Origin of the sequence: Lachnospira hominis (ex Liu et al. 2021), assembly GCF_014287955.1 — a bacterium.
Classification (GTDB): domain Bacteria; phylum Bacillota; class Clostridia; order Lachnospirales; family Lachnospiraceae; genus Lachnospira; species Lachnospira hominis.
On the sequence record NZ_JACOPD010000021.1, the window covers coordinates 1 to 1952 of the forward strand.

The 1952-nt window shown below is 52.3% G+C and carries 1 rRNA gene; it reads right to left on the bottom strand.

Annotated elements, in window-relative coordinates:
* Nucleotides 1-1952 (bottom strand): 23S ribosomal RNA (locus H8S01_RS13815); the annotation flags it as partial.

Genomic DNA, 1952 nt, shown 5'->3' on the forward strand with positions numbered 1-1952 from the left:
ACCTACTACAGCCCCAGGATGCGATGAGCCGACATCGAGGTGCCAAACCACTCCGTCGATGTGAACTCTTGGGAGTGATAAGCCTGTTATCCCCAGGGTAGCTTTTATCCGTTGAGCGATGGCAATCCCACTTTCATACCACCGGATCACTAAGTCCTACTTTCGTACCTGCTCCACCCGTCGGTGTCGCAGTCAAGCTCCCTTCTGCCTTTGCACTCTTCGAATGGTTTCCAACCATTCTGAGGGAACCTTTGAGCGCCTCCGATACTCTTTCGGAGGCGACCGCCCCAGTCAAACTCCCCACCAGACATTGTCCCCCGGCCGGGTTACGGCCGCAGGTTAGAAACCCAGTACTGCAGGGGTGGTATCCCAACATCGGCTCCGTGACAACTGGCGTCATCACTTCGCAGCCTCCCACCTATCCTGTACATGCAATACCGAATCCCAGTATCAAGCTAGAGTAAAGCTCCATGGGGTCTTTCCGTCCTGGCGCAGGTAACCAGCATCTTCACTGGTATTTCAATTTCACCGGGTGCATTGTCGAGACAGTGCCCAAATCATTACGCCTTTCGTGCGGGTCGGAACTTACCCGACAAGGAATTTCGCTACCTTAGGACCGTTATAGTTACGGCCGCCGTTTACTGGGGCTTAAATTCAAGGCTTCTCTTGCGATAACCTCTCCTCTTAACCTTCCAGCACCGGGCAGGCGTCAGCCCATATACCTCACCTTTCGGTTTTGCATAGACCTGTGTTTTTGCTAAACAGTTGCTTGGGCCAATTCTCTGCGGCTCTTTTTCAAGAGCACCCCTTCTCCCGAAGTTACGGGGTCATTTTGCCGAGTTCCTTAACAATGCTTCTCCCGCCGGCCTTAGGATTCTCTCCTCATCCACCTGTGTCGGTTTACGGTACGGGTGTGATATACGCAATAGCGGCTTTTCTCGACAGCCGGTAAGCATGCTTCGCTACTTTTGTTCGCTCCGCATCACACTTTCGGATTGCATGGCGGATTTGCCTGCCATACTCCTCTGGTGCTTGCACCGGATTTTCCTTTTCCGGCCCATGCCTTCCCGCTGTGTCCCCACAGTTCTGATATATCACAGTACAGGAATTTCAACCTGTTGTCCATCGGCTACGTCTTCCGACCTCGCCTTAGGCCCCGACTTACCCAGGGCAGATCAGCTTTACCCTGGAAACCTTGGATATTCGGCCGAGAAGATTCTCACTTCTCTCTCGCTACTCATTCCGGCATTCTCTCTTCAAGACAGTCCACCACTCCTTCCGGTATGGCTTCGTTCCGTCTTCAATGCTCCTCTACCAATCATTTCTGATTCCCGAGCTTCGGTGTCGTGTTTCAGCCCCGGACATTTTCGGCGCAGGACCTCTCGACCAGTGAGCTATTACGCACTCTTTTAATGTGTGGCTGCTTCTGAGCCAACATCCTGGTTGTCTTCGAAATCCCACATCCTTTTCCACTTAACACGCACTTTGGGACCTTAGCTGCGGGTCTGGGCTCTTTCCCTTTTGACCACCCAACTTATCTCGTGCAGTCTGACTCCCGTAAATCATCTGTACGGCATTCGCAGTTTGATATTCTTCGGTAGGCTTTGACGCCCCCTAGGAAATTCAGTGCTCTACCTCCGCAAGACTGTTACGGGGCTAGCCCTAAAGCTATTTCGAGGAGAACCAGCTATCTCCGGGTTCGATTGGAATTTCTCCCCTATCCACACCTCATCACCACCCTTTTCAACGGATGTGTGTTCGGACCTCCACTACCTCTTACGGCAGCTTCATCCTGGACATGGATAGATCACCCGGTTTCGGGTCTATGGCAGGTGATTTTACCGTGCTCTTCACACTCGCTTTCGCTTCGGCTCCGTACCTGAAGTACTTAACCTTACCACATGCCATAACTCGCCGGACCGTTCTACAAAAAGTACGCCGTCGCACATTTA